Genomic DNA, 24,744 nt, shown 5'->3' with positions numbered 1-24,744 from the left:
AAATGGGAGGACTGCCATGAAGTCTCTGTCCCTCGCGTCGGGCCTCGCCCTTGCGGCGTTGGCGTTGCCGCTTTCCCCCGCCTTCGCGCAGACCAGCACGCCGCCGCCGCCCGACGACAAGGACCAGCAGGCGAACGACAGCTACGACCTGGATTCGGTGATCGTCACCGGCACCATGCGCGTGCGCCAGGGCGGCGCGCAGGACATCAAGCATTTCCGCAACGCCGCCGCTGGCACCGGCCTGCCGCTGCCCGAGGGGCTCACGGTCGAGGGGCTGATGGGCGAGCATGACCTCACCCTCCCAAGCAGCACCGCCTGCCGCCAGCTCTTCTGCATCGTCGCCGAATCGATGCCCGCGGCGCTGCCGCTGCGCGCCGACGACCGGCTGTTCGTCGGCGTCGGCTTCGCCTCGAACCTTGATGCCAGGGAATGGAAGCGCGAGCCGCTCAACCTCGTCGCGGTGGTCGATCAGTCCGGATCTATGGACGGCGAGCCGCTCGACCTCGTCCGCCAGAGCCTGCTCAAGATCCTTGGCCAGATGCGGGCCGGCGATCGCATGTCGATCATCCTCTATGGCGACGATGCGCATGTCGTGCTCAAGCCGACCAACTTCGCCGGCAACCGCGATCGCATCGCCGCGGCGATCCGCGCGATCAGCAGCCAGGGCTCGACCGACATGGAGTCGGGCCTGCGCCTCGGCTACGACACCGCGCTCGGCGACGCGCCCGGCTTCAAGGGCAATACCCGGGTGATGCTGTTCACCGACGAGCAGCCCAATGTCGGCGCCACCGATGCCGAAAGCTTCATCGGCATGGCGGAAGCCGCCTCGCACAAGGGCATCGGCCTCACCACGATCGGAGTCGGCGTCCAGTTCGATGCCGGGCTCGCCACCCAAGTCTCGAGCACGCGCGGCGGCAATCTGTTCTTCATCTCGGACGCCGCCGAAGTCGCCAGCGTGTTCGACAAGCAGCTCGACACGATGGGCAGCGAAGTCGCGCACGACCTCGCGCTCACGCTCAGGCCCGCCCCCGGCTACAAGATCTCGGGCGTGTTCGGCGTGCCGGCCGACGTGATGGAGGAAAGCGCCGAGGGCACGATCACCGTCCGCGTGCCGACGGTGTTCCTCAGCACCAATGGCGGCGGCATCTTCGCCACGCTCGCCAAGACGGCAGACCGCAAGGACCTGCCCGCCGCGCCGATCGCGCCCGGCACTCCGGTGCTCGACGCGTCGGTCACCTGGAACGACGCCAAGACCAATGCTCCCGGCGCCGATCACGCCGCCGCGATGGCGCCGTCGGCAAAGCCCAGCGTCGCGCTTCAGTCCGCGCATCTGCTGGTCGACGAGTTCCTCGCGGTGCGCGACGCTTCGGTCGCCTATCACAAGGACGAGAATCCCAAGGCCGCCTTCGCGTTGCTCGACGGGCTTGCCGGCCGCATCCAGGCCGCCTCGCTGCCGGGCATGTCCGACGAGACCAAGCTGGTCGGCAACATGCGCGCCCAGGCCGCCTTTTATTCGGGCTATGGCGGCGAGCTGCCCAAGGCGATGCGCCATCTCGCGGTGGTCGGCCGCTGGCAGGTCACTGGCGCGACCGGCTTCGAGGACATCCACCGCGGCGACCAGATGGAGTTCACCAAGGATATGGAGATGCTCACCTATCGCAAGGCGAGCGGCTTCGACTCGGCCGACGAGACCGAAGATTACGAGATCAACGAGAACCAGGTGCATCTCATCGATTCCAGGCTGGTGATGCGCTATTCGGCCAAGGGCGACAGGATGCAAATGTCGCTCAATGACAATGACGGCCGCGCCCATATCTGGCTTCGCCGCATGGACTGAACGCGCAGGCCGGTTGCGCCTTGCAACCGGCCCCGCCTCCCGCCATCTTGAGCGCCATACCGGATATTCGAGAATCGGAGAGGCGAGAGTGATGCGCAGCTATCTGAAGCAGTTCATCGGCGGCGAATGGGTCGATAGCGCAGGCGGCACCCGCCACGAGGTGATCAACCCCGCCACCGAGGAAGCCGTCACCGAGATCACGCTCGGCTCCGAAGCCGATGTCGACAAGGCCGTCGCCGCCGCGCGCAAGGCGTTCGAGAGCTTCTCGCGCATCAGCGTCGACGAGCGCGTCGCGCTGATCGAGCGCATCCTCGTCGAGTACAAGGCCCGCGCCGGCGACATGGCCGAGGCGATCAGCCTCGAAATGGGCGCCCCGATCAGCCTGGCCAAGACAGCGCAGGTCGGCTCGGGCCTCGGCCATTTCCTGTCCGCCGCCAAGGCGCTCAAGGACTTCGAATTCGAGGAGCAGATCGGCAACAGCCTCGTCGTCCACGAGGCGATCGGCGTCGTCGCAATGATCACCCCGTGGAACTGGCCGCTCAACCAGATCGTCTCCAAGGTCGCGCCCGCGCTCGCCGCCGGCTGCACGATGATCCTCAAGCCCTCCGAAGAAGCCCCCGGCTGCGCGATGATCTTCGCCGAGGTGCTCGCCGCCGCCGGCGTGCCTGCGGGCGTGTTCAACCTGATCAACGGTGACGGCCCCGGCGTCGGCACTGCGCTCAGCCGCCACAAGGGCGTCGACATGGTGAGCTTCACCGGCTCGACCCGCGCCGGCGTGCTCGTCGCCAAGAATGCCGCCGAGACGGTCAAGCGCGTCCACCAGGAGCTGGGCGGCAAGTCGCCCGCGCTGATGCTCGAAGGCGCCGATCTCGGCCGCGCCGTCCAGACCACCCTGTTCAGCGTGCTGATGAATTCGGGCCAGAGCTGCATCGCCCCCACCCGCCTGCTCGTGCCCGCCGGTATGCAGGACCAGGTCGCCGCCGCCGCTGCCGAAGTAATGAAGGCCACCCAGACCGGCGATCCCGCCGAGGAAGGCCGCCATATCGGGCCGCTGGTCAACAAGACCCAGTGGGAGAAGGTCCAGGGCCTGATCGCCAAGGGCATGGAGGAAGGCGCGAAGCTCGAGGCTGGCGGCCCCGGCCGCCCCGACGGCGTCGAGACCGGCTATTTCGTCCGCCCGACGCTCTTCTCGGGCGTGACCAACGAGATGACGATCGCCCGCGAGGAAATTTTCGGCCCCGTCGTCACGATCATCCCCTATACCGACGAGGAAGATGCCGTCCGCATCGCCAACGACACCGATTACGGCCTCTCGGCCGTGGTGTTCGGCAGCGGCGAGGCGATCAAGCGCGTCGCGCCGCGGCTGCGTGCCGGCATGGTCTATGTCAATGGCGGCCAGCCCGACCCGAACCTGCCCTTCGGTGGCTACAAACAGTCGGGCAATGGCCGCGAGCACGGCAAGTTCGGCCTCGCCGAGTTCATGGAAGTGAAGGCGATGGTGGGCGCGCTGGCGTGATGCGGTCCGCGCTCCTCCTCGCCGCGCTGCTCGCGCCGGGTCTTGCCTCGGCGCAGGCGGCTGGTGACCAGTTCCAGCTTGTCCGCACCACCCAGAGCGAGCAGCGCAGCGCCAACGCGATGAGCAGCTCGCAGAACAGCGATGCTCTGCTCGAGCGCGTCGTCGCGGTCATGCCGGCCGGGATCGAGCTGGAATATAGCCTGCCGCCCGGCAGTCAGGGCGACTGGACCTTCCCGCTGCGCGTCTTCCAGCCCCAGTCCGGCCCGCGCCAGCTGCGCGACCGCCCCGAGCTGGAGAAGCGCATCGACGCCTGGCTCAAGAACGCGAACCTCACCCGCGCCGCCTGCGGTCATTGGGTCTCGGGCTGGAATACCTTCCGCATCGAGTGCGACCCCGAAGCCGCGCTGCGCACCATCGACAGTTTCGCGATCGGCCAGCTCGCTCTGGCAGATGGCGCCCCGTATACCGACGCCCAGGCCGAGCGCCCGGTCCCGCTCAAGGCCAAGCCCGACGGCAAGGGCTTCACTGCCGAACTGGCGATGGATCCCAAGCGCATCCGCGAGGATCTCGCCCAGTCCGACCTCGCCGCGGCCGAGCTCAACGGGCAGAAGCTCGACCTCGACGCCGCGCGCAAGGCCCATGCGAGCGATCAGGTCTCGGGCACAATCAAGGTGACGATCGACACCGCCGGCGAAACCCGCCGCCGCGCCCGGATCGCCACGGTGACGATCACCCGCAACGGCCAAACCGAGACCCGCACGACAACCGAGATCGTCGAGCGGCGCCCCGTCCGCCCGGCGGCACCCGACCCGAACAGCATCTAGGGCGCTCGCCATGCCCCGCTGGCTCACCCTCCTCGCCTGCCTGTTCTGGACATTGCCCCTTTTCGCAGGCGTCCGGTTCTGGTGGCGGGAGGGCTTCTACGTCGAACTCTATTATCTGCTCGGCGTTCCGGTCGTGATGATCGCGCTCACGCTGTTCGTTGCGCGCTTCGCGCGGGGATCGCCGCGCCGGGGCACGATCCTCGCCGCGGCGTCGCTCCTCGCGCTATTCGCCGCGTTCCTGCTGCTCGGTGTTCTCGGCGCCGGCGTCTAGGGCACCAGCACCGTCGACCCCGTCGTCTTCCCCGCCTCCAGCGCCCGGTGCGCATCGGCGGCGTCCTCGAGCGCGAAGCGCTGGCCGATATTTGCCCGCACCGCGCCCGATCGCAGCATCTGGAACAGCCGGGTGCTGCCCGCCGCGCGCTCTTCGGGCGTGACATAATAATCGAACATCGTCGGCCGCGTGACATAGACCGAGCCGGCCTTGGCCAGTGCGCCCAGCGCCACGCCGTCCACCGGCCCGCTGGCATTGCCGAAGCTCACCACCAGCCCGCGCCGCCGCACGCTGGCGAGCGACGCCTCCCAGGTTGCCTTGCCGACACCGTCGAACACCACTTCGACGCCCGCGCCGCCGGTCATTTCGCGCACGAAGTCGGCAATGCCCTCGCCGCGCGAGACCAGCACATGGTCCGCCCCGGCTTCCTCCGCCAGCGCCACCTTGTCCGCGCTGCCCACCGTCGCGATCACCGACGCGCCGATCGCCTTGAGCCAACGCACCGCGATCTGCCCGACCCCGCCCGCCGCGGCGTGGACGAGTACGGTCCACCCCTGCTCGACCCGCGCGCAGCGCTCGACCAGGAACTCGACGGTGCAGCCCTTGAGCAACGTCGCCGCCGCGGTCTCATCGCTGATGTCGTCGGGCAGCGCGAAGAGCAGCTTCGCCGGCAGATTGCGCGCGGTCGAGTAGGCGCCAAGCCCGGGCCCGAACGTCGCCACGCGGTCGCCGACGGAGAAGTCGCCCACGCCCTCGCCCACCGCCTCGACCACGCCCGCGGCCTCGCCGCCCAGCCCGCTCGGCAGCGGCACCGGATAGAGCCCCGAGCGGTGATAGGTGTCGATGAAGTTCAGCCCCACCGCGCTGTTGCGCATGCGGACCTCGCCCGGCCCCGGCGGCGGCAGATCGACATCGACCCATTGGATGACCTCGGGCCCGCCAATCGCCTCGATCCGCGCCATCCGTTCCATATCCAACTCCCGCTCAGTGCACCGGCCACACCCATAGGATCAGCGGCGTGCCGACCACCAGCACGATCACCGATAGCGGCGCACCCAATCGCGCATAGTCGCCGAACTTGTAGCCGCCCGGCCCCATCACCAGCGTGTTGCACTGGTGGCCGATCGGGGTGAGGAAGTCGCAGCCCGCACCCACTGCGGTCGCCATCAGGAACGCCTCGGGCCGGTATCCCAATTGCCCCGCGAAAGTGGCGGCGATCGGCGCCATCACCAGCACGGTCGCGGCGTTGTTGAGGAACGGCGTCACTGCCATCGCCGAGACCAGGATCAGCGCCACCGCGCCCCAGGCGGGCAGCGTCGCAGCGAAATGCCCCAGCCAGTCGCCGATCACTTCGCTCGCGCCGGTGGTCCGCAGCGCGTCCGATACCGGGATCAGCGCACCGAGCATCACCAGGATCGGCCATTCGATATGGTCATAGGCCTCGCGCACCGGCAGCGCGCCCAGAAGGATGGTCAATCCTGCGGCCGCGAAAAACGCCACCGCCACCGGCACCAGCCCGAGCGCGGTACACGCCATCGCCGCCGCCAGGATCGCCAGCGGCAACAGCCCCTTGCGCGCGCTGCCCAGCCGCAGCGTCCGCTCGGCGAGCGGCAGGCAGCCCAGCTCCGATAGCCGCTCGAACAACAGGTCGAGCGGCCCCTGCAACACGATCACATCGCCTGCCTGGAGCGAAATCTCGCCGAGCCGGCTCGCCAGCCTTTCGCCCTGGCGCGACACTGCGATCAAATTGACGCCGAAGCGCTCATGCAGCCCCAGCCGCCCGGCGGTTCGCCCGATCAGCGGGCTCTCGGTGCCGATCACCGCTTCGATCACGCCGACCTCGCCCGATTGCGGCGTCTCGCGCTGCGCGCCCTCCAACTCGAGCCGGTCTGCGGCGATCACCCGCTCCAGGCTCTCGGGTGATCCGGTGAGGATCAGCAGGTCCTCGGGCTTGAGCACCGCATCGGGAAACGGCATCGACCGGATGCCCGAACGCAGGATCGCGGTCACCGTCACTTCGCCGTCATGCCGGTCGCGGAACGCGGCGACCGTCTCGTCCACCGCCGGCGACCCGGCCGGGATCTCGGCCTCGGTCACATAATCCTGGATGTCGATCGCCTCGCCCAGGGTCGGCGCGGCGCGGCGGTCGCGCGGCAGCAGCCGGTAGCCGAAGCGCAGGAAGATCAGGCCCACGAGCGTCAGCCCCAGCCCGACCGGCGCATAGTCGAACATCCCGAACGGATGCCCGGTCATCTCCTCGCGCACCCGGCTGACGATGATGTTGGGCGAGGTGCCGATCAGCGTGATCAGCCCGCCGAGCAGCGACGCGAACGACATCGGCATCAGATAGGCCGCGGGCGACACCCCGGCCTTCTTGCCCATCTGCAGCGCCACCGGGATCATCATCGCCAGCGCGCCGATATTCTTCACCAGCGCCGAAGCGAAACCAACCGAGGCGCACAGCAGCAGCAATTGCGAGCGCACCCGCGTCACGCGCTTCTGGAGCAGCAGCATCGCGCTCTCGATCACCCCGGAGCGCTGCACCGCGCCGGAGAGCACCAGCGCGCTGGCGACGATGATCACGATGTCGTCGGAAAAGCCGGTGAACGCCTCTTTCGGCTTGACGATGCCGAGCGCCAGCGCCGCGAGCAGCGCGATCACCGCGACCATGTCGTAGCGGAACTTCCCCCAGACGAAGAGCAGCATCATGCCCGCAAGCACGCCGACGGAAAGCAGCTGGGGAGTGTTCATCGGGCCTCGGCGTTGGAGCTAAAGCCTTAACGCCAAAGGATGGTTTCGGGTCCGTGCCCTTCTTCGCCCCTCTCCTTCAGGGGAGGGGTTCAGGATGAAATCAGTGCACCGTCCCCACCGCGCGCCCGACCGACATCAGCACGATCAGTCGCTCGATCTGGCGCCAGCGGCAGAAATGGATGTGGTTGCCCAGGTCGCGGCTGCGATCGGCGCGCGCGGCGGCCTCGCTGCCGGCCAGTTCGCCGAACCGGCTGATGAGCTCGTTCGCGTCGGTGATTTCGCGGCGGTCGCCGAGATAGGGGATCATTTCCATGTGCGCGTGCGATCCACGGACCGTGCCAATTCCCACGGAATCAACGCTTTGCGCGCTACACGATGCTGAACTTTCGCTAACCATCCCGGAATCGCCGTGCCGCCTGCCCCGGCATGGCACAGGTAGCGTCCCGGCCCGGGACGTGGCAGAGGCAGGGCATGACCAAGACCCCTTCCAAGACCCCGCTCGCAGGCGGCTTTCTGCTCGCGCTCAGCCTGATCATCGGCGTGTTCGTCGGCATCGCGCGGGGCGAAGCGTCGTTCGGGTTCATTATCGGCCTCGGCGTCGGCCTCGCGCTGCTGATCGCGGTGTGGCTGGTCGATCGGATGCGGGCGGGAAGGTAGCGCATCGCCTTCTTTTCCCCGGCGAAGGCCGGGGCCCAGACTAAACAGTGCGCGACGAAGACGCGCCGACGCGCGTGACTTTCAAGACTGGGCCCGGCCTTCGCCGGGGAAAGGCAAGCCCGGCCCAAGTATCGCTAGACCGCCCGCCCCAGCCAGGCGACCCGCCCGATCACATCGACCTCGGCAGCCGCCACGATCCGCGTCTCCCACTCGGGATTGTCCGACACGACTTCGACCCCGCCCACGCCCTTGCGCAGCCGCTTGACCATCAGTTCGCCGTCCAGCCGGATCACGAACACGCCGCCGCGCCCCTCGATCCGCCGGCGGTCGCGGTCGACCAGTATCTCGTCGCCGTCCGCGAGCGTCGGCAGCATCGAATCGCCCTTCACCCGGATCATCGACGCCGCCTCGGCGCGCACGCCCAGTTCGCGCAGCAGCGCCGGCGACAGCGCCCCCGGCCGCCGCCGCGCCTCGCCCTCGACCAGGCCGCCCGGCCCCGCCGATGCGCCGATATCGAGCCGCGGTACTTCGACCAGCCCGTCGGTCTCGGGCCCGCCCAGCCGCGCTTCCGGCACGCCGAAATAGCGCGCGAGCAGCGCCCGGTCGCTCTCGGCCAATAGCCGCGGCGAGCCGCGCACCAGATATTGCTGAAGATAGGCCGCATTGCGCCCGAGCAGCCGCGACAGCTCGGAAAGGCTCGCGCCCGTCTCCGCCATCAGCGCCTCCAGCGCGGCCCGTTGCGCGTCCGGTTCCATATTCAACCCATAGCCGTAGGAATTTTCCTAGACAAGTAGGAAATAAGGAACAAACTAGGAACGATCTTGAGCGAATCGGACGGGAGAAGGGCACATGACGGTGCATCGCGAGATCGAAAAATTCCTTCGGGCGACGGACATGCCGCCCACCAAATTCGGCCGGCTGGCGGTGCATGATCCGCGCTTCGTGCTCGACCTGCGCATGGGCCGCGAGCCCGGCCCGAAGATCACTGCGCGGGTGCGCTCGTTCCTCGCCGAGCAGAAGCGCATCCAGCAGGAGTCGGGTCAATGAGCCGCGGTCCCGATGCGGAGACGCTGTTCCGCCGCGCGCTCGAAGCCAGCGCCGACGCCGCCGGCTGCCCCGTGACGCCCACCGACTCGGACTGGACCCGCTGGGCCAGCGCCACCTTCACCGGCGCGCGCCATTTGCTCACGCTCACTGCCCCGCCCTCTCCGGCACTCGACGCCTGGGTGGCCGGACTGCCCGAGGCGGAGCTCCGCCTGCGCGGCCATCTCGTCGCCGACCTGGTGGTCGAGCATGTCCGCCGCGCGGAAGGCGTGGTGACGGTATCGCTGGAGGTGCTGACGGTGGAGGAAGGGCGGTGACCGGCAACCGTCACCCTAGCTTGTTCCCCGGCGAAAGCCCGGGAGCAGCTATCCGCAACTGCGATTTGAAAGCGTTACGCCGTCCGCCGCGCCAGATTGCGCAGCGTGACCAGCGCTTCCTCGAGCCCGCGCTCGGCGGCCTTGCGCTCGCGCGTCGGCGTCAGCCCCTTGTCGGCTACGCCACGCTCGAGCCGGTCGAGCAGCGCATGGACCGAAGCATTGGTGTCGCCCCGCACGATCCGCTCGCGCGGCTGTTCGGGCGCGGGTACATGCGCGCGCACCGGCGGGGTCAGTTCGAAGATCTCGAAGCGCTCGCCTTCGTCGAAGATCGACGGGCGCGGCTGGCGGCGCAGCGGCGCGAGCGGCACCGGCGCGGGCTTGGGCACTGCCGGGATCGCCTGCGGATCGAAGGCCGAGAGCGGCTGGTCGAAGTCGGTCGGCAGTTCCTGCTCGGCGAGCGGCTGGGCCGCCTCGCGCGCGTGGATGTCGTGACTTTCGGTACTTTCCGGCGCCGGGACGACGGGCTCGGGGGCGGAGATCGGGGCCTGCACAGTGCAGATTTCGACAGTTTCCGGCGCCTCGACCGTCACCGGCGCGCTCATCGGGCGCGGCGGGAAGATCGCGTCGAAATCGACCTTCTCCTCCACTTCGGCCGGCGCGGCAGCGCTGACCTCGAGGAAGGGACGGCCCAGATCCCGCGTGGCGAGCAAAGGCGGGCGCGGCGGCGCATCGGGATGCGCGTCGGCGCGGCGCAGCACCGGCACGGCGACTTCCTCCGAGTCGACCGGCTCGGCGTCGCCGCCGATGGTCAGCCCGCGCGAGCCGAGCAGGATGAAGGCCGAAAGCCACATGAAGGCGCCGACGAATGCGCCCGAGCCGAGCGCGACCGCGATACGCGCAGTCATGCCCAGCGGCGGCTCGGCCATCGAAAGAACGGAAGGGAGTCCCGAATCCATCACCAGCGCCTCGAGCGCGGGCACGGGGATCATCGCCACGCCAAGCGCAGCGAGGCCCCCCGCAACCAGCGCGATCAGCGGCGCCAGCGGCAGGTTCATGCGCGCACCGTCTGGGTCAGGGATGGCGAGTCTTCCATGCCCGCCATTTTGGCGAGTCTTTGGTAAACGGAGTCATAACGACCGACATTGGTCGCCCAGCTGCGCTCGGCCTCGACAAAGGCGCGTCCGCGCTCGCGCCGCGCGTCCCATTGGTCGCGCCGGGCGAACAGCTCCGCCACCGAAGCCGCCAGTGCCGCGGGGTCGTCGGGCTTGAACAAGGTACCGGTGTCGCCGTCGCGGATCAGCTCGCGGTGCCCGCCCACATCGGAGGCCGCGACCAGCCGCTGCTGCGCCATCGCCTCCAGCGGCTTGAGCGGCGTCACCAGGTCGGTCAGCCGCATATGCTTGCGCGGATAGACCAGCACATCGATCACGCTGTAATAGCGCTCGACCTGCTGGTGCGGCACGCGGCCGACAAAATGGATGCGCTCGGCCACCGGCGAAGCCGCCGCCTGCGCCATCAGCGCCGCGTCGCACGGCCCGCCGCCGACCAGCACCAGATGCATCTTGGGCCGGCGCGCGACGAGATCGGGCATCGCCGCGATCAGCACGTCGAGGCCCTCATAATCGTAGAAGCTGCCGATAAAGCCGATCGTCTCGGCGCCCTCGATCCCCAGCTCCTTCGCCAGCGCGTCGTCATGCGCCAGCGGCTCGCCGAACAGGCCAAGGTCGACGCCATTGGGCGAGATCAGGATCTTGCCCCCGTCGATCCCGCCGCGCGCCACCAGGTCGCGCTTCAGCCCCTCGCAGATCACCGCCACCGCGTCGGCCTTGCGCACCGCCCGCGTCTCGAGCCAGCGCGTCGCGCGATATTTCCAGCTGCGCTCGGTGCCGGTGCCGTTGCCCACGGCGGCGTCTTCCCAGAAGGCGCGGATCTCGTACATCAGCGGCAGGCCGAGCTTGTCCGCCACGCGCTGCGCCGCCATCGCGCCCAGCACCGGCGAATGCGCATGGAGCACATCCGGCTGCCACTGCCGCGCCACTGCCTCGATCCGCTTCGCAAAGGCCGAGACCTCGCGCAGCTCGCCGATCACCGGCGGCCCCGAATTGACGCGGGGCGTCCGATAGAAGCGGATGCCGTCGATCGTCTCTTCGTCGGTATCGAACTTGCCGTGGCGCGGGCTGGTCACCGCGGCGACTTCCCAGCCCCGCGCCATCTGCGCCTTGAGGATCGCCCGGGTCCGGAAGGTATAGCCGCTATGCAGCGGCAGGCCGTGATCGAGGATATGGAGAATCCGCATGCCCGCTCCCTTGGCACAGGAGCACTTAACGCGGCGTCAACCGCATCCCGCTACAGCACTCCCACAAGCAGGAGCTGCAACGGGCCCATGATCGACAATCTATCGCTGGCGATCTCGCACGGGCTCATGCTGCTCGCGGCCTTCCTGCTGCTGCGCCGCCCCGATCTCGACAATGAATCCGCGCCCGGCGACGACTCGTCCAAGGCGAAGCCCAGCCGATGGGGCAAGCCCGGTGCGTGATCTCGTCTTCGTCGCCTTCCTGCTGGCCTTTTTCGGGATGGGCTTCCGCAAGCCGTTCATCTTCGTGCTTGTCTACGCCTATATCGACATCGTCTCGCCGCAGCGGCTGACCTATCTCCTGCTCAACTCGGTCCCGATCTCGCTGATCGCCGTCGGCCTGTCGGTGCTCGGCTGGCTGGCGATGGACGACAAGAAGGATACGCGCGTCGCCCCGCGCCAGCTGATGATCGTCGCGCTGCTCGGCTATTGCTTCTACACGACGCTCAACGCCGACTTCAAAGTCGAGGCGCTCGATAAATGGGACTGGGTGTGGAAGGCGCTCGCCTTTGCCGCCTTCCTGCCGCTGACGCTGCGCACCAAGCTGCGCATCGAGAGCCTGTTGCTGTTCATGATCCTCTCCGCTTCCTCGATCATCATCGTCGGCGGGATCAAGACGCTCGGCTCGGGTGGCGGCTACGGCGAACTCAACCTGATGGTCGCCAATAATTCGGGCCTCTACGAAGGTTCGACCATCTCCACCGTCGCGATCGCGATCATCCCGCTGATCGTCTGGTTCATGCGCTTCGGCACGATCTTCCCGCCCGACTGGAAGGTGAAATGCTTCTGCCTCGCGCTGATCTTCGCCTGCCTGCTGATCCCGGTCGGCACGTCGACGCGCACCGGCCTGCTCTGCATCGGCCTGGTCGCGCTGCTGATGATCCGCGATACCAAGCGCAAGGTCGTCTATCTCACCGCGCTCGGCTGCCTCGGCCTCGCCGCCATACCCTTCCTCCCCTCCTCGTTCACCGAGCGGATGGGGACGATCAAGACCTACAAGGCCGATGCCTCGGCCTCGACGCGCCTCGCCGTGTGGCAATGGACGATGGACTACGCCAAGACGCACCCGATGGGCGGCGGGTTCGAGGCCTATCGCCAGAACCAGATCCGCTACGAGAAGGTCTCGGTCGAAGGCGAAGGCGACGGCCAGGCCAAGGTCGATCGCAGCCTCGAAGTCGACAAGGCACGCGCCTATCACAGCGCCTATTTCGAGATGCTCGGCGAGCAGGGCTATCCCGGCCTCGCCTTGTGGCTGCTGATCAACATCCTCGGCATCTTCCGCATGGAGGTGCTGCGCCAGCGCTACAAGAAGCCCGAGCCCGGGCAGGAATGGGTGAGCCCCCTCGCCTCCGCGCTCCAGACCGCGCACATCGTCTACATGCTCGGCGCGACCTTCATCGCGATCGCCTTCCAGCCCTTTGTCTACATGCTGATCGGCGCGCAGATCGGGCTCGACACCTATATGGCCCGCAAGCGCGAGGAATCCGCCTGGCGGCCGCTGCGCAAGACGAAGCCCGCGCTGGCATGAAGGGTGAACTCAAGGCCCTCACCAGCGTCCGCGGCATAGCGGCGTGGTTCGTCGTGTTCTTCCACATCCGCTTCGCGCTCGACCTGCCCGATCCGGTGCTCCATGTCCTCGCCAAGGGCTATCTCGCGGTCGACTTCTTCTTCCTGCTCTCGGGCTTCGTCATCTGGATGGTCTGGGGCGAGCGCATCCGCGCCGGCGGCCTCGCCTCGGTCCCCGGCTTCCTCCAGCGCCGCGTCGCCCGGGTCTGGCCGCTCCACATCTTCATGCTCGGCTTCGCAGTGGCGCTCGCGCTCGCGCTCCAGTTCACCGGGCGGGGCAGCGACCATTTCCCCTGGCACGAGCTGCCGCTCCACGTGCTGCTGCTCCAGAACTGGGGCTTCACCGAGCATCTCAGCTGGAACGACCCGGCCTGGTCGATCTCGTGCGAGCTTGCCGCCTATCTGCTCTTCCCGCTGCTCGCCCTCGCGATCAACTGGCGCCGGGTGCCGAGCTGGGGCGTGGTCGGCGCGATCGCCGTGCTGCTCGGGCTGCTCCATGCGATCTTCGCCGGCACCGGCGCGATCGCGCTCGGCCAGGAGATCACCAGCCTCGGCCTGATCCGCTGCGTGATCGAATTCGCCACCGGCACCGCGGTCGCCGCGCTCTGGCTGCGCTGGAACGAAGCCTGGCGCAACCCCGCGCTGGCGAGTTTCGCGCTCGCCCTCACCTTCGCCACCGGCTGGGCGCTCGGCCTGCCCGAAACCTTCGCCGCCCCCGCCAGCTTCGCGGCCTTGCTGCTCGGCCTGGCGCTGACTTCGGCGCGCAAGGGCAACCCGTTCGAGATCGCCCCGCTCCACTATCTCGGCGAGATCAGCTACGCGACCTATCTCTCGCATTACCTGCTCTGGTTCGCATTCAAGCTCGCGTTCGTCGAGGATGCGCACGCGGTGCCCTGGCCACTGGCCGCCGGCTTCCTGCTGCTCGTCCTGCTCGCCTCGGTGGCGCTCTACCATCTGGTCGAGCGTCCCGCGCAGCGCTGGGTGAACGGCGTCAGGCTTCGGCCGGCACCTTCTGCAGCGCTTCGATCACCGCGCGGTTGAACGCGGGAATATCGTCGGGCTTGCGGCTGGTGATGAGATTCTCGTCGATCACCACTTCGCGGTCGACCACCTCGGCCCCGGCATTCTCCAGGTCGGTGCGGATCGACGGCCAGCTCGTCACTTCGCGCCCGTCGACGACATCGGCCTCGACCAGCAGCCACGGCCCATGGCAGATCGCCGCGACGATCTTGTCGTCGTCCATGAACTCGCCGACGATCTCCACTGCCCGCGCGTTCATCCTGAGCTTGTCCGGATTGGCCACCCCGCCCGGCAGCACCAGCGCATCGTAATTCTGCGTGTCGACTTCGTTCACCGTGGTGTCCGGCGTGATGCTCTCGCCCTTCTCGCCGCCCTTCTCTCCGGTGATCGGCTTGGTATCGAGCGCCGCCAGCGTCACCTGCGCGCCGGCGTCGATCAGCGCCTGCCGCGGCAGCATCAGCTCGTCCTGCTCGAAGCCATTGGTCGCCATCATCAACACGCGGACATGGGAGAGGTCGGTCATGGGCTAAGCTCCTCGATTTGCGCCCCTTCAACCGGTCGCCCCGTCGCCGGTTCCGGAACGAAGCGATGGTCCGCGCATTGACCGGGGCATTGCGAGGAGGCCGTCCGTGTCCAACACCGATATCGTCTATGTCGATGACCAGCAGCCCGGCATCACCCGCCGCAAGATGCGGCACGGCTGGGGCTATTGGGACGCGGACAAGCGCATCACCGATCGCGACGAGATCGACCGGCTGAACGCGATCGGCCTGCCCCCCGCCTACCATGATTGCTGGTTCTGCCCCGATCCGCGCGGCCATATCCAGGCGACCGGCTATGACGACAAGGGCCGCAAGCAATATCGTTACCACACCGCCTTCCGCGAGGCGCAGGAGGCGGCGAAATACGATCGCTGCGCCGATTTCGGCGAACACCTCGCTAAGCTGCGCGCCAGGGTCGCGCACGACCTCAAGCTGCGCGGGCTGTGCAAGGACAAGGCCGTCGCCGCGGTCGTCCGCCTGCTCGATCTCGGCAGCATCCGCGTCGGCAACGAGCAATATGTCCAGGCGAACAAGAGCTTCGGCGCCACCACGCTGCGCAAGCGCCACGCGCAAGTGAAGGGCCAGACGCTGCGCCTCCAGTTCCGCGCCAAATCGGGCAAGCTGCGCGTGATGACGATCACCGACGGCTCGCTCAGCCGCTTCGTCAAGAAATGCCAGGACCTGCCCGGCCAGCATCTGTTCCGCTGGCTCGACGATGCCGGCGAGGCGCATCCGGTCACTTCGTCCGACGTCAATTGCTACATCCGCGAGGCAATGGGCGAGGATTTCACCGCCAAGCATTTCCGCACCTGGGGCGCCAGCGTCATCGCGTTCCAGGCGCTGGCGAAGGGCGATGGCCATCTCGGCCTCAAGGCGATGCTCGAGCCGGTGACCGAAGCGCTGGGCAACACCCCGGCCATCGCCCGCAAATCCTATGTCCACCCGGCGCTCATCGATCTCACCAAGGATCGCGAGGCCCAGGCCGCGTGGCGCTCCGATCTCCACTTGCCGCGCGCCACGCGCTGGCTCAATCGTTACGAACGCGGCCTGATCGCCTATCTCGAAGGCCTTGCCGCCCATAATCAGCCCCGAAAGGCCGCATGAGTACCAACATCGAACTCCCGAAAAGCAGCGCGGATCTCCAGGTTCAGGCGCGCAGCTTCGTCCAGGAAGCGGGCCAGTGGCTCCACAACATCCAGGATAACTGGGTGACGATCGCGATCGCCACCACGGTGGCGGTCATCGTCTTCCTCGGCCTGCACATGGTCCGCCGCTGGGGCTTGCGCCTGTGCAAGCAGGGCGAAGGCGTCGCCAACTGGTATGCGATCGCCGGCCGCGCGCTCGCCAAGACGGGCAATTTCTTCATCCTGATGACCGCGATCCGGCTGGTCATCGGCTATGTCGATGCGCCGCCGATGCTCTACACCACGGCGACCTTCCTGTTCACCATCGCCGCAGTCTTCCAGGCGACGATCTGGCTGCGCGAAGTCATCCTCGGCGCGGTCGAGCATCGTACTTCGTCGGAGGAATATCAGGGCTCCAGCCTGGCGAGCGCGATCGGGATCATCCGCCTGCTGGTGACGATGATCCTGTTCGCGATCGCGCTGGTGGTGGTGCTCAGCAACCTCGGGGTCAACGTCACCGGCCTGGTTGCCGGCCTCGGCGTCGGCGGCATCGCCATCGGCCTCGCCGCGCAGGGCACCGTCGCCGATCTGCTCGCCGCGCTGGCGATCATCTTCGACAAGACCTTCCGCGTCGGCGACACGATCCTTTACGACAAGAGCAAGGGCACGGTGGAGCGTATCGGCCTCAAGTCCACCCGCATCCGCGGGCCGGGCGGCGAGGAGCGGATCATCGCCAACAAGAAGCTGCTCGATTTCGAGATCCAGAACAGCTCGAACCGCAGCTATCGCCGCATGGCGCTGACCTTCGCGATCGCCAATACGGTGCCGGCGGACAAGCTCGCCGGTCTCGCCGATCTCGCCAAGCAGGTCATCATCGAGGAGAAGCTCGTCTTCAGCCACGCCTTCTTCACCGGCGTGGTCCCCGGCGCACTGACCTTCGAAGTCGAATTCGATTCACCGTCTCCCAGCGGCGATCTGGCCGATGCTGCGAAGCACCGTGTGGTGATCGGCATGCTCAGGCGTTTGGAAGCCGAAGGCATCCGGCTCTACGTACCCGCGATGCTCCACGCCGAGGAGTAACCCGATGCCTGACACGCCGGAGGCGATCTTCACCCGCTACGAGGAAGCGGTGCGCAACCGCGATGCCGACGCCATCGTCGCGGACTATCTGCCCGACGCGATCGGCTATGACCTTGCCCCGCCGCTCCTCCATCGCGCGCCGGCGATGCTCGATCCTGCAGGTCTGCGTGCATGGTTCGAGACCTGGGAAGACGATCTGCGCGTCACCCACCGCGACGCGCATACGCTCGAGCAGGGCGACCTCGCCATGGTCCATGCGCTCCAGCACATGACCGGCACCAAGAAGGGCGAAGGCAAGTCGAGCCTGTGGTTCCGCGCCACCATCGCCGCGCGCCGGGTCGAGGGCAGCTGGAAGATCGCGCATATCCACACCTCGGTCCCCTTCGCGATGGACGGCAGCGGCAAGGCGCTGCTCGATCTCGAGCCGGAGGACTGACCAACGCTGGGGGGCATTGAAGGAACGACGATGCTCAAGGACCACGCCTCCCACGCGATCATCCCCTGCAAGGACGTCGCCGCCGCCAAGGCCTTCTACACCGAGACGCTCGGCCTGCCGCTCGCCGCCGATCACGGCGACATCTTCCTGATCCGCACCGGCGCGACGCTGCTCAACGTCTATCGCAGCGACTTCGCCGGCACCAACCACGCCAATGCGGTCTTCTGGGACGTCGGCGACGACCTCGAGGCGATTGCCGCCGCTCTGCGAGGCAAGGGCGTGGTGCTCGAGGAATATCCGCAAGGCTTCGACCGGGTCGAGGACGGTGTCCACATCCTCGGCACCTTCCGCGCGATCTGGTTCCGCGACCCCGACGGCAACATCCTCCACGTCAATAGTGGAGGGTGATGCGTCAGGCCGGCGCCATCCCCGCGGCCTGCAGGAAACCCTGCCAATTCTCCACCGTCAGCCCGGCCCGGTATTCCGCCTGCATCTCCGGCGTCAGCACCTCGATCATCCGCGTGCCCTCGATCCACAGTTCGAGCACCCCGAACACGCCGCCGCGCTTGCGATACTTGACTGGCCAGCCCTCGCGCTTCGCCAGCGCGAGCACTTCTTCAACGCCCAGATTGCTCGCGATCGCCAGATGCGTCGCCGAGCGCGCGCCATTGAAGCCGATCATCCCGAACGCATCGGCATCGCCCTCAGCCTCGACCAGTTCGGTGCCGCGCGGATAGACTTCCACCGTGGTGCGGCGCTCGTCGCCCGCCATCGCCATCCAGCTCCCCGCGATCACCGGCGGGAAGGGCAAGGCCACCCCGCCCCACAGCTCGGCAATCACCTCTGCGACGTGGCGCGGATCGTCCGCGTCGATCGAAACATGGAACAACATCTGCACACTCCCTGAACTCTTGCGTGTTGCCCTGCTAATACGCATGGCACATTATGTGTCAATGCTGATTTGACACTTTTTGTGTCACGTTTATTGGGGGAGTCATGCCCAAACGGAATTTCCTCCTCGCCGACCCCGCCAGGCCCGAAGGCCCCGACAATGCCCATACCCGCGCGAAGATCGCCGATGCGATCCTGGCGCTGATGGCCGAGGGCGATCACCTCAACCATGACCAGGTCGCCACCCGCGCCGGCGTCTCGCGCCGCACCGTCTATCGCTATTATCCGGACCAGGCCGCGCTGCGCGCCGCCGCCTGGGCGCGCGTCGGCCCGGCCGGCGGCATCCCGAAGACACTCGACGATTTCGTCGGCGGCCTACCTGCCCGCTTCGCCAATTTCGACGACAAGGCCGATGCGATGACCGTGGTGATGGCCAGCGCCGAGGGCCGCGCCATCCGCAACGTGATGAAGGACGAGCGCGTCGCCGCCTTCCGCGCGATGCTCGCCCCCCAGGTCACGGCGCTCGCCGAGCCCGACCGCACCCGCGCCATCGCCGCGATCCAGCTGCTCGGCAGCGGCTTCGCCTGGCGCGAGATGCGCGACCAGTGGGACATGGACGGTGCCGAGGCCGCCGCCGCCTGCAGCTGGGCGATCGAGACGCTGCTCGCCGATCTTGCCCGGCGCGGCGGCACGCCGCTGGACGACGGCCCGGCCTGAGTCGCGCGTTTTCGAACATCGGGTTCGGCCATTCCTGCCCCCGACCCTCCACGGCGGACGCTACGTCAGCCCGGCCTTTCAAATTTCCGGTCGGCTGAGGCTTGCAGGAGCCCCTCCCCCTTCACTAGATGGGGCCCGAACAGGCGAGAGGATGGCCCCTTGGCGACGATCACCGTGCAGCAGATGGCCGAGAGCATCGGCACCGAGCGCGTGTCGGACTGGGTGGAAGTCACCCAGACGATGATCGACACCTTCGCCGAAGCCACCGGCGACCACCAGTTCATCCATGTCGACCCCGTCCGCGCCGCGCAGACCCCGTTCGGCGGCACGATTGCCCACGGCTTCCTCACCCTCTCGCTGATGCCGATGCTCGGCGCGCGCACCGATGCGCCGGCGATCGAGGGCGCGAAGATGGGGGTCAATTACGGCGGCAACAAAGTCCGCTTCATGCAGCCGGTCCGCTCGGGCAAGCGCGTCCGCGGCCGGTTCAAACTGCTGAAATTTACCGAGCGTAAGCCCGGGGTCTGGGAACAGGTCCAGGAATATACCCTCGAGATCGAGGGCGAGGAAAAGCCCGCGCTGATCGCCGAGTGGATCGCGCTCGTCTACGTCTGATCCGAAGAATCCAAGAGAAGGAAACACCATGTCCCGCTCCGCAGTCATCGTCTCCACCGCGCGCACCGGCATCGGCCGGGCCTATCGCGGCGCGTTCAACGCCACGCCGGCACCGACGCTCGGCGCCCATTCGATCCGCGCCGCGGTCGAGCGCGCCGGGATCGACCCGGGCGAAGTGCAGGACGTCGTGTTCGGCGCCGCGCTTCAGCAGGGCAGCCAGGCCGGCAACATCGCCCGCACTGCGCTGCTGCGCGCGGGCCTGCCCGTCACCGTCGCCGGCATGTCGGTCGATCGCCAGTGCGCCTCGGGCCTGATGGCGATCGCGACCGCCGCCAAGGAGATCATCGTCGACAATATGGACATCGCCATCGGCGGCGGTGTCGAGTCGATCAGCCTCGTCCAGACCCCTGCGATGCGCCTCGAGCCCGATCGCGAGCTGCTCGCGATCCAGCCCGACATCTACATGCCGATGCTGCAGACCGCCGAAGTCGTCGCCGCGCGCTACGGCATCGGCCGTGACCGCTGCGATGCCTATGCCCTCCAGTCGCAACAGCGCACCGCCGCCGCCCAGGCCGCCGGCAAGTTCGACGCCGAGATCGTGCCCGTCACCGCGACGATGAACGTCGTCAACAAGGAGACCAAGGAAGTCTCCCAGAAGGAAATCACCCTCGCCAAGGACGAGGGCAACCGCGCCGACACCACGATCGAGGGCCTGCAGGGCCTCAACCCGGTGCTGCCGAACGGCACCGTCACCGCCGGCAACGCCTCGCAGCTGTCGGACGGCTCCTCGGCCTCGGTGCTGATGGAAGAGAAGCTCGCCGAGAAGCGCGGCCTCCAGCCGCTCGGCCGCTATGTCGGCATGGCCGTCGCCGGCACCAAGCCCGACGAGATGGGCATCGGCCCGGTCTTCGCGATCCCCAAGCTGCTCGAGCGCTTTAACCTCAAGATGGACGATATCGGCCTGTGGGAGCTCAACGAGGCTTTCGCGGTGCAGGTTCTCTATTGCCAGGACACGCTCGGCATCCCGGGCGAGCTGCTCAACGTCAATGGCGGCGCGATCTCGATCGGCCACCCCTATGGCATGTCGGGCGCCCGCATGACCGGCCATGCGCTGATCGAAGGCAAGCGCCGCGGCGCAAAGTACGTCGTCGTGACGATGTGCATCGGCGGCGGCATGGGCGCGGCGGGGCTGTTCGAGGTCCTGTAACTCCATCCCCTAACCGTCACCCCGGCGAAAGCCGGGGCCCAGGGTTACTCGGCCCTGCCGCGCGTGGCGCTGGGTCCCGGCTTTCGCCGGGATGACGAGGGGAGAAGCTGCGCAAAACCGTCCGCCGCAATGTAACCGAAGCTGTAACAACTCTGCTTGCCTGCCCGCAATTATTCGCTTTACCCTCTGACAACGCTGCCAAACGCAATCTTATTGCTTCAGTAACAAGTGTTAGCGATAACAGCATCCGGACCCCGCAAAGCGGGGCCGACAAGGAGGGGTACGTCATGGGCGAAGGCTTGGCGTTGGTGGCCGATATCGGCCGCCAATCGGTGCGGTTCGGATTGACCGGCGGCGACGCGGGGCTCGCGCCGCGTGACATCCGCCGCTTCTCGACCAGCGAGCATCCCACCTTCACCAGCGCGCTCGTCTCCTATCTCACCGATCTCGGCCTGCGCGATGCGCGTCTGCCCGCGGTGCTCGCCGTCGCCGGCGCGGCGCGCGGCGACCTGATCAACCTCACCGGCAGCCGCTGGTACATCTCGCTCTCGGGCGTCGAAGCGGTGCTGCGCGCGCCGCCGCGCGCGCTCAACGAATGCGCCGCCAATGCGCTGGCGCTCACCCTCTTGCCGACCAGCGCCTTCACTGCGCTGCACGGGCCCCCGCCGCGCGCGGTCGAGCCCGGCGGCAATTATGTCGTGATCGGCACCGGCACCGGGCTCGGCGTCGCCGCGCTGGTCACGTCGGGCGACCGGCTGGTCCCGGTGCAGAGCGAGGCCGGCCACATGGCCTTTGCGGCGCAGACGCCCAATGAGCGCAAGTTCGCCGACTATTGCCGCGCCAAGGCGCATCCGCTCGATGTCGAGACGCTGGTCAGCGCGCCCGGCCTGTGCCTGGCCTATGAGGCGTTGTCGGGCGGCACCAAAATCGCCAGCCCCGAGGATGTGACGCGCACCACCGCACGCGATCCGATCGCCGCCGCGGTCGTGGCGATGTTCGTCGAGCATCTCGGCGCGTTCGCCGGCGATCTCGCGCTTGCCTTCGGCGCCTGGGACGGGATCTACCTCACCGGCGCGATCAGCCGCGCGCTGCATCCCCACCTGATGGACCCGGGCTTCCGCCGCCGCATGGAGGGCAAGGCCGCGTTCCGCCGCCAGATTTCCGAAGTGCCGGTGTCGCTGGTCAACCGCAATGACCTCGAGCTGCTCGGCGCCGCAGCGGCCTATGGGAACGCCTGACGCGCCCTGCTTGTTCTCCCGATAACCAACTCCGGGAGCACGACATGGCCGACACCGCCGAACTCAAGAAGCACCTCTGGAAGAAGCTCGCCGACAGCCCGTTCCTGATGATCGGGCTCGAGAACGGCCAGCACAGCGTACCGCTAACCGCCCAGCTCGATCCGGACCAGACCGACACCTTGTTCTTCTTCACCGGCAAGGACAATCGCCTCGCCCCCGGCGGCAAGGCGATGGCGCAGTTCATCGCCAAGGGGCATGATTATTTCGCCTGCCTCGCCGGCGATGTCCGCATCGACAATGACTTCGCCCAGATCGACAAGCTCTGGAACAAGCATGTCGAGGCCTGGTTTCCCGGCGGCAAGGACGATCCGAACCTCGCCTTGCTTCGCTTCGACATCGAAAGCGCCGAGCTGTGGGAGGCCGACATGTCGGTCGCCGGCATGGTCAAGATGCTGTTCGGCGGCAAGATCAAGGGCGATGAGGAAGGCAGCCACGCAGTGGTGGAGAGCACGGCGACCTCCTAGTCGTCATCCCGGCGAAAGCCGGGATCTCAGGCGAAGGCGCGGGGCAAGAGCCGCACGAGATCCCGGCTTTCGCCGGGATGACGAATGGTGGCGCTTGACCCTCAGCCCTGCACCCTTCACCCCATCCGCATGACCGGCCCCTCGCTCGCCCACCGCATCCGCACCGAAGCGCACGCTGTGTGGTTCGCAGTGCGCGATCCGCGCACGCCGTTGCTCGCCAAGCTGCTCGGCCTGCTCGTCGCCGCCTATGCGCTGTCGCCGATCGACCTGATCCCCGATTTCATCCCGGTGCTCGGCCTGGTCGACGACGCGATCGTCATCCCGCTCGGCATCTGGCTGTTCGAAAAGCTGATCCCGCCCGCGCTCTTCGCCGAGCACCGCGCCCGCGCCGAGATCGAGACGCAGCGCCCGGTCAGCTGGCCGGGCGTGATCCTCATCGTCGCGATCTGGGCCGGCGTCGCCTGGCTGGTCTGGGGCGTGATCGCGACAAGCGAGTACAACTGACGTGACGCTGCGCGAATATTTCCGCAGCTTCTTCACCCGCGAATATTGGGAAGCGCTGGGCTCGGTGCTGGCCAGTATCGCCTTCATCCCTATCCAGCTTCACCGCGACGGCTGGAACCGGCCCGAGGAAGAACCCGACGAAGACCGCGGCGAGGACTAGGTCCGCGCCCTCATTTCGCGCTCGTCCGCTCGAACGCGCCCTTATAGTCGCCCAGCGTGAGAAAGCCGTGATCCGGGTCGCTGAAGGACAGCTGCATGCCGCGTGAGGCGAGGAAGAAGCTGTTGGCCGAATCCGGCAGCAACGGCTCGACGACCTTGCGGATCTCGGCGACGAGCTGGTCGCCGTCGCGGCGGATGATGAATTCGCCCGGCCATTCGACCTTGAAGGTGCCGATGAACTTTTCCTGCTCGGCGACAGGCATCACCACCGTAGCGCGCTCGACCGGCTGATAGTCGGGCCAGCCATATTCGACGGCCACGGCGCGGAGGATCTCCTCCCCCAGCTGCGAACCGCCGTCGCCATTGGTCAGCACCACGACGCCGTCGCCCGATTGCAGGTAGCTCAGGAAAACCGCCTTGTAGCCGGCGTTCGAGCCGTCGTGATAAAAGTACTTTTCCGCCGTGGCACCCTGGACCCACAGGCCCAGGCCGAAATCGTCCTTCACCGGCGTCAGCATCAGCCGGGCGGTTTCGGGGGTCAGGACATGGCCCTTTTCGCCGATCGCGGCCGCACGCAGGTCGGTAACGAAACGGGCCAGCTCGGGCGCGGTGGTCCACAGCCCGGCGGCTGCCGTCTCGGGATGGACATGCGGCCCGCCCGCGACGGCGACACCCTTCAGGTCATGCGGCCAGGCAGTGCCCTTGGCCAGTCGCGCGGCGTCGAGCGGCTGGTCTTCGCTGCTGCGGGTCATGCCGAGCGGCTCGAAAAGCTTGGCGCGAACCAGCGCCGGGAAGCTCTTGCCCGTCGCGTCGATCGCCATCTGCTGCATGACCAGATACCCGCCGCCCGAATAGCGGAACGCGCTGCCCACTGCCTGATCGACCAGAACGGGATCCGAATTGGCAGGTGCCGCGCCGCGCAGCACCTGAGTCAGCGTCGGAACCGGCGATCCCGCGTCATAGCCCCAGAAGCCGTGCACCGTGGTGCCCGCGGTATGCGACAGAAGCGCCCGCAAGGTCACCGGGGTGGTGGCCGTGAAGCCATTCTCCGGCAGCTTCCAGCTCTTGAGCGTGGCGTTGACATTGGTATCGAGCGAAAGGCTGCCGTCCTGCACCAGCGCCAGCGCGGTCACTGCCGCAACCGGCTTGCTGACCGACCCCGCCTGGAACAGCGTGTCGGCGGTTACCGGCTCGCCGCCGTCGCGGGTTGTGCCGAAGCCGCGTGCCCAGTCGACCTTGCCGCCCTTGATGACCGCGATGGCAACGCCCGGCACATGCTTGGCCGTCATTTCGTCGGAAAGCGTGCGCGTGGCCGGCGGCGCGCCCTTGATCGCCACGGCGCCCCGCAGTCCCGAAATGACCGCCTCGATGCGCTGCTGCACCGTGTGCTGCTCGGCATTGGCAGGCGGTGCTGAAGCCGTCTGCGCCAGGGTCGGGAAAGGCGCCCCCAAAAGGAGCGTAAGCAAGACCGGCACGCGCATGGATTTCCCCCGAGTTTCGGCGGCTATGACTGCGCTTGGCAGGACTTACAAGGTTCGCCTCGGCGTGCGA

Annotated in this window: 30 protein-coding genes; 21 read left to right on the top strand and 9 right to left on the bottom strand. The window is 67.6% G+C overall.

The window, feature by feature from the left end; genetic code table 11:
- The first annotated feature begins 16 nt into the window (after positions 1-16).
- From HZY97_RS19985 to HZY97_RS19970, 4 genes are all read left to right on the top strand, one after another.
- Positions 17-1,837, top strand: a complete 1,821-nt coding sequence (locus HZY97_RS19985) for a VWA domain-containing protein (protein ID WP_180147848.1) — start codon at positions 17-19, stop codon at positions 1,835-1,837.
- A 91-nt stretch (positions 1,838-1,928) separates the two neighbouring features.
- Positions 1,929-3,353 carry an aldehyde dehydrogenase family protein gene (locus HZY97_RS19980; protein WP_180147847.1) on the top strand — a complete coding sequence of 475 codons (1,425 nt, stop codon included), beginning with the start codon at positions 1,929-1,931 and terminating at the stop codon, positions 3,351-3,353.
- Positions 3,353-4,177, top strand: a complete 825-nt coding sequence (locus HZY97_RS19975) for a hypothetical protein (protein ID WP_180147846.1) — start codon at positions 3,353-3,355, stop codon at positions 4,175-4,177. The genes HZY97_RS19980 and HZY97_RS19975 overlap by 1 nt, the downstream gene beginning before the upstream one ends.
- A 10-nt stretch (positions 4,178-4,187) precedes the next feature.
- Positions 4,188-4,448 (top strand): hypothetical protein, encoded by a 261-nt coding sequence (locus HZY97_RS19970; protein ID WP_180147845.1) that lies wholly within the window; start codon positions 4,188-4,190, stop codon positions 4,446-4,448.
- Here HZY97_RS19970 and HZY97_RS19965 read toward each other — a convergent pair.
- The 3 genes from HZY97_RS19965 to HZY97_RS19955 all read right to left on the bottom strand — a co-directional run bounded on the left by HZY97_RS19965 (position 4,445) and on the right by HZY97_RS19955 (position 7,512).
- Positions 4,445-5,419, bottom strand: a complete 975-nt coding sequence (locus HZY97_RS19965) for a quinone oxidoreductase (RefSeq protein WP_180147844.1) — start codon at positions 5,417-5,419, stop codon at positions 4,445-4,447. The genes HZY97_RS19970 and HZY97_RS19965 overlap by 4 nt on opposite strands.
- Before the next feature lie 13 nt (positions 5,420-5,432).
- A complete protein-coding gene (locus HZY97_RS19960) occupies positions 5,433-7,199 on the bottom strand; it encodes an SLC13 family permease (protein ID WP_180147843.1) in 1,767 nt (588 codons plus the stop codon).
- Between the two features lie 100 nt (positions 7,200-7,299).
- On the bottom strand, positions 7,300-7,512 hold the full coding sequence (locus HZY97_RS19955) for a hypothetical protein (protein WP_180147842.1): 213 nt from the start codon (positions 7,510-7,512) through the stop codon (positions 7,300-7,302).
- A gap of 158 nt (positions 7,513-7,670) precedes the next feature.
- Here HZY97_RS19955 and HZY97_RS19950 point away from each other — a divergent pair, with 158 nt between their 5' ends.
- Positions 7,671-7,856: a hypothetical protein gene (locus HZY97_RS19950; protein WP_180147841.1), complete on the top strand. Its 186-nt coding sequence runs from the start codon at positions 7,671-7,673 to the stop codon at positions 7,854-7,856.
- 134 nt (positions 7,857-7,990) lie between these two features.
- Here the strand turns inward: HZY97_RS19950 and HZY97_RS19945 are convergent, their stop codons facing one another.
- The gene (locus tag HZY97_RS19945; protein ID WP_180147840.1) at positions 7,991-8,611 is read right to left on the bottom strand and encodes a LexA family transcriptional regulator; all 621 of its coding nucleotides are present in this window, start codon (positions 8,609-8,611) and stop codon (positions 7,991-7,993) included.
- A gap of 94 nt (positions 8,612-8,705) precedes the next feature.
- On the opposite strand from HZY97_RS19945, the gene HZY97_RS19940 reads away from it, so the two are divergent.
- Complete coding sequence (locus HZY97_RS19940; RefSeq protein WP_180147839.1) at positions 8,706-8,903, top strand: hypothetical protein; 198 nt, start codon at positions 8,706-8,708, stop codon at positions 8,901-8,903.
- Complete coding sequence (locus HZY97_RS19935) at positions 8,900-9,217, top strand: hypothetical protein (RefSeq protein ID WP_180147838.1); 318 nt, start codon at positions 8,900-8,902, stop codon at positions 9,215-9,217. Before HZY97_RS19940 ends, HZY97_RS19935 begins: the two co-directional genes overlap by 4 nt.
- A gap of 74 nt (positions 9,218-9,291) precedes the next feature.
- Here the strand turns inward: HZY97_RS19935 and HZY97_RS19930 are convergent, their stop codons facing one another.
- Positions 9,292-10,272, bottom strand: a complete 981-nt coding sequence (locus HZY97_RS19930) for a hypothetical protein (RefSeq protein WP_180147837.1) — start codon at positions 10,270-10,272, stop codon at positions 9,292-9,294.
- Positions 10,269-11,513: a TIGR04063 family PEP-CTERM/XrtA system glycosyltransferase gene (locus HZY97_RS19925; protein WP_180147836.1), complete on the bottom strand. Its 1,245-nt coding sequence runs from the start codon at positions 11,511-11,513 to the stop codon at positions 10,269-10,271. The genes HZY97_RS19930 and HZY97_RS19925 overlap by 4 nt, the downstream gene beginning before the upstream one ends.
- 87 nt (positions 11,514-11,600) lie before the next feature.
- On the opposite strand from HZY97_RS19925, the gene HZY97_RS19920 reads away from it, so the two are divergent.
- From HZY97_RS19920 to HZY97_RS19910, 3 genes are read left to right on the top strand one after another with little or no spacing between them, the layout of a single operon-like run.
- A complete protein-coding gene (locus HZY97_RS19920; protein WP_180147835.1) occupies positions 11,601-11,753 on the top strand; it encodes a hypothetical protein in 153 nt (50 codons plus the stop codon).
- On the top strand, positions 11,746-13,098 hold the full coding sequence (locus tag HZY97_RS19915; RefSeq protein WP_180147834.1) for a putative O-glycosylation ligase, exosortase A system-associated: 1,353 nt from the start codon (positions 11,746-11,748) through the stop codon (positions 13,096-13,098). Before HZY97_RS19920 ends, HZY97_RS19915 begins: the two co-directional genes overlap by 8 nt.
- Positions 13,095-14,177 (top strand): acyltransferase, encoded by a 1,083-nt coding sequence (locus HZY97_RS19910; RefSeq protein WP_180147833.1) that lies wholly within the window; start codon positions 13,095-13,097, stop codon positions 14,175-14,177. Before HZY97_RS19915 ends, HZY97_RS19910 begins: the two co-directional genes overlap by 4 nt.
- On the opposite strand, the gene HZY97_RS19905 is transcribed toward HZY97_RS19910, so the two are convergent.
- A complete protein-coding gene (locus HZY97_RS19905) occupies positions 14,128-14,679 on the bottom strand; it encodes a type 1 glutamine amidotransferase domain-containing protein (protein ID WP_180147832.1) in 552 nt (183 codons plus the stop codon). The genes HZY97_RS19910 and HZY97_RS19905 overlap by 50 nt on opposite strands.
- 106 nt (positions 14,680-14,785) lie before the next feature.
- Here HZY97_RS19905 and HZY97_RS19900 point away from each other — a divergent pair, with 106 nt between their 5' ends.
- The 4 genes from HZY97_RS19900 to HZY97_RS19885 are packed head-to-tail and all read left to right on the top strand — an operon-like array spanning position 14,786 to position 17,746.
- Entirely contained in the window at positions 14,786-15,802 is a 1,017-nt protein-coding gene (locus HZY97_RS19900) for a DNA topoisomerase IB (RefSeq protein WP_373684451.1), read from the top strand.
- On the top strand, positions 15,799-16,902 hold the full coding sequence (locus HZY97_RS19895) for a mechanosensitive ion channel family protein (protein ID WP_180147831.1): 1,104 nt from the start codon (positions 15,799-15,801) through the stop codon (positions 16,900-16,902). The genes HZY97_RS19900 and HZY97_RS19895 overlap by 4 nt, the downstream gene beginning before the upstream one ends.
- A 4-nt stretch (positions 16,903-16,906) precedes the next feature.
- Positions 16,907-17,338, top strand: coding sequence for a nuclear transport factor 2 family protein (locus HZY97_RS19890; RefSeq protein WP_180147830.1), 432 nt, complete (start codon positions 16,907-16,909; stop codon positions 17,336-17,338).
- 30 nt (positions 17,339-17,368) lie between these two features.
- The gene (locus tag HZY97_RS19885) at positions 17,369-17,746 is read left to right on the top strand and encodes a VOC family protein (protein WP_180147829.1); all 378 of its coding nucleotides are present in this window, start codon (positions 17,369-17,371) and stop codon (positions 17,744-17,746) included.
- A gap of 4 nt (positions 17,747-17,750) precedes the next feature.
- Here HZY97_RS19885 and HZY97_RS19880 read toward each other — a convergent pair whose 3' ends face one another.
- Positions 17,751-18,230, bottom strand: a complete 480-nt coding sequence (locus HZY97_RS19880; RefSeq protein ID WP_180147828.1) for a hypothetical protein — start codon at positions 18,228-18,230, stop codon at positions 17,751-17,753.
- 104 nt (positions 18,231-18,334) lie between these two features.
- On the opposite strand from HZY97_RS19880, the gene HZY97_RS19875 reads away from it, so the two are divergent.
- The 7 genes from HZY97_RS19875 to HZY97_RS19845 all read left to right on the top strand — a co-directional run bounded on the left by HZY97_RS19875 (position 18,335) and on the right by HZY97_RS19845 (position 23,194).
- Positions 18,335-18,946: a TetR/AcrR family transcriptional regulator gene (locus tag HZY97_RS19875; protein ID WP_180147827.1), complete on the top strand. Its 612-nt coding sequence runs from the start codon at positions 18,335-18,337 to the stop codon at positions 18,944-18,946.
- A gap of 159 nt (positions 18,947-19,105) precedes the next feature.
- On the top strand, positions 19,106-19,561 hold the full coding sequence (locus HZY97_RS19870; RefSeq protein WP_373684450.1) for a MaoC family dehydratase: 456 nt from the start codon (positions 19,106-19,108) through the stop codon (positions 19,559-19,561).
- Between the two features lie 28 nt (positions 19,562-19,589).
- A complete protein-coding gene (locus HZY97_RS19865; RefSeq protein WP_180147826.1) occupies positions 19,590-20,768 on the top strand; it encodes an acetyl-CoA C-acyltransferase in 1,179 nt (392 codons plus the stop codon).
- A gap of 287 nt (positions 20,769-21,055) precedes the next feature.
- Positions 21,056-22,006 (top strand): glucokinase, encoded by a 951-nt coding sequence (locus HZY97_RS19860; protein WP_180147825.1) that lies wholly within the window; start codon positions 21,056-21,058, stop codon positions 22,004-22,006.
- Between the two features lie 44 nt (positions 22,007-22,050).
- Complete coding sequence (locus HZY97_RS19855; protein WP_180147824.1) at positions 22,051-22,530, top strand: pyridoxamine 5'-phosphate oxidase family protein; 480 nt, start codon at positions 22,051-22,053, stop codon at positions 22,528-22,530.
- Positions 22,531-22,659: 129 nt separating this feature from the next.
- Positions 22,660-23,034, top strand: a complete 375-nt coding sequence (locus HZY97_RS19850; RefSeq protein WP_180147823.1) for a YkvA family protein — start codon at positions 22,660-22,662, stop codon at positions 23,032-23,034.
- A gap of 1 nt (position 23,035) precedes the next feature.
- Complete coding sequence (locus HZY97_RS19845; RefSeq protein ID WP_180147822.1) at positions 23,036-23,194, top strand: hypothetical protein; 159 nt, start codon at positions 23,036-23,038, stop codon at positions 23,192-23,194.
- A gap of 10 nt (positions 23,195-23,204) precedes the next feature.
- Here the strand turns inward: HZY97_RS19845 and HZY97_RS19840 are convergent, their stop codons facing one another.
- Positions 23,205-24,674 (bottom strand): serine hydrolase, encoded by a 1,470-nt coding sequence (locus HZY97_RS19840; protein WP_180147821.1) that lies wholly within the window; start codon positions 24,672-24,674, stop codon positions 23,205-23,207.
- Positions 24,675-24,744 lie beyond the last annotated feature (70 nt).

The organism is Sphingomonas sp. R-74633, assembly GCF_013416555.1.
In the GTDB taxonomy this organism is placed as follows: domain Bacteria; phylum Pseudomonadota; class Alphaproteobacteria; order Sphingomonadales; family Sphingomonadaceae; genus Sphingomonas.
This window is presented reverse-complemented; position numbering and strand designations above follow the sequence as displayed.